2 rRNA genes are annotated in these 4,853 nt (G+C 53.7%); both read right to left on the minus strand.

The annotated features are described in order from the left end of the window. Nucleotides 1-30 precede the first annotated feature (30 nt). Nucleotides 31-2,922, minus strand: a 23S ribosomal RNA gene (locus tag AQ621_RS01745). Between the two features lie 375 nt (nucleotides 2,923-3,297). Further along, nucleotides 3,298-4,838, minus strand: a 16S ribosomal RNA gene (locus AQ621_RS01750). The 16S and 23S rRNA genes sit together here, the layout of an rRNA operon. Between the last annotated feature and the right edge of the window lie 15 nt (nucleotides 4,839-4,853).

Raw genomic sequence — 4,853 nt, forward strand, 5'->3', positions numbered from 1 at the left:
TGCGTTATCCGCAATTGTCTTGGGTGTTATATAGTCAAGCCGCACGAGCAATTAGTACTGGTTAGCTCAACGCCTCGCAGCGCTTACACACCCAGCCTATCAACGTCCTGGTCTTGAACGGCTCTTCAGGAGGCTCAAGGCCTCAGGGAGATCTCATCTTGGAAGGGGCTTCCCGCTTAGATGCTTTCAGCGGTTATCCTGTCCGAACATAGCTACCGGGCAATGCCACTGGCGTGACAACCCGAACACCAGAGGTTCGTCCACTCCGGTCCTCTCGTACTAGGAGCAGCTTTCCTCAAATCTCCAACGTCCACGGCAGATAGGGACCGAACTGTCTCACGACGTTCTAAACCCAGCTCGCGTACCACTTTAAATGGCGAACAGCCATACCCTTGGGACCGGCTTCAGCCCCAGGATGTGATGAGCCGACATCGAGGTGCCAAACACCGCCGTCGATGTGAACTCTTGGGCGGTATCAGCCTGTTATCCCCGGAGTACCTTTTATCCGTTGAGCGATGGCCCTTCCATACAGAACCACCGGATCACTATGACCTACTTTCGTACCTGCTCGACGTGTCTGTCTCGCAGTCAAGCGGGCTTGTGCCATTACACTAACCGCACGATGTCCGACCGTGCTTAGCCCACCTTTGTGCTCCTCCGTTACGCTTTGGGAGGAGACCGCCCCAGTCAAACTACCCACCACACAGTGTCCTCATCCCCGATAAGGGGACCAAGTTAGAACCTCAAACATGCCAGGCTGGTATTTCAAGGTTGGCTCCACTCGAACTGGCGTCCGAGTTTCAAAGCCTCCCAGCTATCCTACACAAGCATGCTCAAAGTTCACTGTGAAGCTATAGTAAAGGTTCACGGGGTCTTTCCGTCTAGCCGCGGATACACCGCATCTTCACGGCGATTTCAATTTCACTGAGTCTCGGGTAGAGACAGCGCCCCCATCGTTACGCCATTCGTGCAGGTCGGAACTTACCCGACAAGGAATTTCGCTACCTTAGGACCGTTATAGTTACGGCCGCCGTTTACCGGGGCTTCGATCAAGAGCTTCGCACGAGTGCTAACCCCATCAATTAACCTTCCGGCACCGGGCAGGCGTCACACCGTATACGTCCACTTTCGTGTTTGCACAGTGCTGTGTTTTTAATAAACAGTCGCAGGGGCCTGGTATCTTCGACCGGCTTCCGCTCCACCCGCGGGGGTTTCACGTACACACCGGCGTGCCTTCTCCCGAAGTTACGGCACCATTTTGCCTAGTTCCTTTACCCGAGTTCTCTCAAGCGCCTTGGTATTCTCTACCTGACCACCTGTGTCGGTTTGGGGTACGGTCTCGAATAGCCTGAAGCTTAGAAGATTTTCCTGGAAGCAGGGCATCAATGACTTCGCGCCCTTGGGCACTCGTCGTCACGTCTCAGGATTGTGGACCCGGATTTGCCTAAGTCCACTCCCTACTCGCTTAAACCGGGACAACCGTCGCCCGGCTCACCTAGCCTTCTCCGTCTCTCCATCGCAGCTATCCAAGGTACGGGAATATTAACCCGTTTCCCATCGACTACACCTTTCGGTCTCGCCTTAGGGGCCGACTCACCCTGCGCCGATTAGCGTTGCGCAGGAACCCTTGGTCTTCCGGCGTGCGGGTTTTTCACCCGCATTGTCGTTACTCATGTCAGCATTCGCACTTCTGATACCTCCAGCAAGCTTCTCAACTCACCTTCGCAGGCTTACAGAACGCTCCCCTACCCCGCATACAATGTATGCAGCCGCAGCTTCGGTGACCAGTTTGAGCCCCGTTACATCTTCCGCGCAGGCCGACTCGACTAGTGAGCTATTACGCTTTCTTTAAAGGATGGCTGCTTCTAAGCCAACCTCCTAGCTGTCTGAGCCTTCCCACATCGTTTCCCACTTAACTGGTACTTTGGGACCTTAGCTGGCGGTCTGGGTTGTTTCCCTCTTCACGACGGACGTTAGCACCCGCCGTGTGTCTCCCGGATAGTACTCACAGGTATTCGGAGTTTGCATCGGGTTGGTAAGTCGAGATGACCCCCTAGCCGAAACAGTGCTCTACCCCCTGTGGTATTCGTCCGAGGCGCTACCTAAATAGCTTTCGGGGAGAACCAGCTATCTCCGGGCTTGATTAGCCTTTCACTCCGATCCACAAGTCATCCCCTGGCTTTTCAACGACAGTGGGTTCGGTCCTCCAGTGCCTGTTACGGCACCTTCAACCTGCTCATGGATAGATCGCCCGGTTTCGGGTCTATGTCCAGCGACTGATTCGCCCTATTCAGACTCGGTTTCCCTACGGCTCCCCTAAACGGTTAACCTCGCCACTGAACATAAGTCGCTGACCCATTATACAAAAGGTACGCCGTCACAGAACAAGTCTGCTCCGACTGCTTGTACGCATACGGTTTCAGGGTCTATTTCACTCCCCTCACAGGGGTTCTTTTCGCCTTTCCCTCACGGTACTGGTTCACTATCGGTCAGTCAGGAGTATTTAGCCTTGGAGGATGGTCCCCCCATGTTCAGTCAACGTTTCTCGTGCGCCGACCTACTCGATTTCACTGGACTCAGGTTTCGGATACGGGGCTATCACCCACTATGGCGGCTCTTTCCAGGGCCTTCTCCTACCAGTTGTCCAGCTTAAGGGCTGGTCCCCGTTCGCTCGCCGCTACTTAGGGAATCTCGGTTGATTTCTTTTCCTCGGGGTACTTAGATGTTTCAGTTCCCCCGGTTCGCCTCTTACACCTATGGATTCAGTGTAAGATACCTAACCGAAGTTAGGTGGGTTTCCCCATTCAGAGATGTCCGGATCACAGCTCGTTTGCCAGCTCCCCGAACCTTATCGCAGGCTTCCACGTCTTTCATCGCCTCTGACTGCCAAGGCATCCACCGTATGCGCTTAGTTGCTTGACTATATAACCCCAAGACAACTGTGTTCCCTTTATCGACGTCCGGGTAAACCAGGAAATCCATAACGGGAGACAGTTACTTGAAGCGATATAACAACCACTTCAACGACAACACCGGATAACGCTTGAAATCGCTATCACTTTGAACAGTTTCTCTCGGAGATAATGAGAGAAATCTATTCGTGTTCTATCTCGTCCAATTTGTTAAAGAGCAAATCTGACCCAGTGATCAGAAAGGAAGGCTTCATCAGGATGAAACATTCGTTTCTGTACACTACAGACTAGAGTACAAAGGCGCCTGCCCAGCAGACCCTTTTGCTCTCTTTACTAGCCAACCAAGTAATTCGTGTGGACTCTGACCGAAGCATTCGGCTTCGTTTAAGGAGGTGATCCAGCCGCAGGTTCCCCTACGGCTACCTTGTTACGACTTCACCCCAGTCATGAACCACACCGTGGTAATCGTCCTCCCGAAGGTTAGACTAACTACTTCTGGTGCAATCCACTCCCATGGTGTGACGGGCGGTGTGTACAAGGCCCGGGAACGTATTCACCGCGACATTCTGATTCGCGATTACTAGCGATTCCGACTTCACGGAGTCGAGTTGCAGACTCCGATCCGGACTACGACGCGTTTTAAGGGATTGGCTCACTCTCGCGAGTTGGCAGCCCTCTGTACGCGCCATTGTAGCACGTGTGTAGCCCTGGCCGTAAGGGCCATGATGACCTGACGTCATCCCCACCTTCCTCCGGTTTGTCACCGGCAGTCTCCCTGGAGTTCTCAGCTTTACCTGCTAGCAACCAAGGATAGGGGTTGCGCTCGTTACGGGACTTAACCCAACATCTCACGACACGAGCTGACGACGGCCATGCAGCACCTGTCTCAGAGTTCCCGAAGGCACCAATCCATCTCTGGAAAGTTCTCTGGATGTCAAGGCCAGGTAAGGTTCTTCGCGTTGCGTCGAATTAAACCACATGCTCCACCGCTTGTGCGGGCCCCCGTCAATTCATTTGAGTTTTAACCTTGCGGCCGTACTCCCCAGGCGGTCAACTTAGTGCGTTAGCTGCGCCACTAAGACTTCAAGAGTCCCAACGGCTAGTTGACATCGTTTACGGCGTGGACTACCAGGGTATCTAATCCTGTTTGCTCCCCACGCTTTCGCACCTCAGTGTCAGTGTTGGTCCAGGTAGCCGCCTTCGCCACTGGTGTTCCTTCCTATATCTACGCATTTCACCGCTACACAGGAAATTCCACTACCCTCTACCACACTCTAGTCTGACAGTTCGAAATGCCGTTCCCAGGTTAAGCCCGGGGCTTTCACATCTCGCTTACCAAACCACCTACGCGCGCTTTACGCCCAGTAATTCCGATTAACGCTTGCACCCTCCGTATTACCGCGGCTGCTGGCACGGAGTTAGCCGGTGCTTCTTCTGCGAGTAACGTCAATCCTTAAAGGTATTAACTTTAAGGCCTTCCTCCTCGCTGAAAGTGCTTTACAACCCGAAAGCCTTCTTCACACACGCGGCATGGCTGGATCAGGGTTGCCCCCATTGTCCAATATTCCCCACTGCTGCCTCCCGTAGGAGTTCGGGCCGTGTCTCAGTCCCGATGTGGCTGATCATCCTCTCAGACCAGCTACGGATCGTCGCCTTGGTAGGCCTTTACCCCACCAACTAGCTAATCCGACTTAGGCTCATCCAATAGCGCAAGGTCCGAAGATCCCCTGCTTTCCCCCGTAGGGCGTATGCGGTATTAGCAGCCGTTTCCGACTGTTGTCCCCCACTACTGGGCAGATTCCTAAGCATTACTCACCCGTCCGCCGCTCGTCAGCGGGGTGCAAGCACCCCCTGTTACCGCTCGACTTGCATGTGTTAAGCCTGCCGCCAGCGTTCAATCTGAGCCATGATCAAACTCTTCAGTTTAAATCATACAAGAAC

Origin of the sequence: Marinobacter sp. P4B1 (assembly GCF_001447135.1) — a bacterium.
GTDB classification, from domain to species: Bacteria; Pseudomonadota; Gammaproteobacteria; order Pseudomonadales; family Oleiphilaceae; genus Marinobacter; species Marinobacter vinifirmus.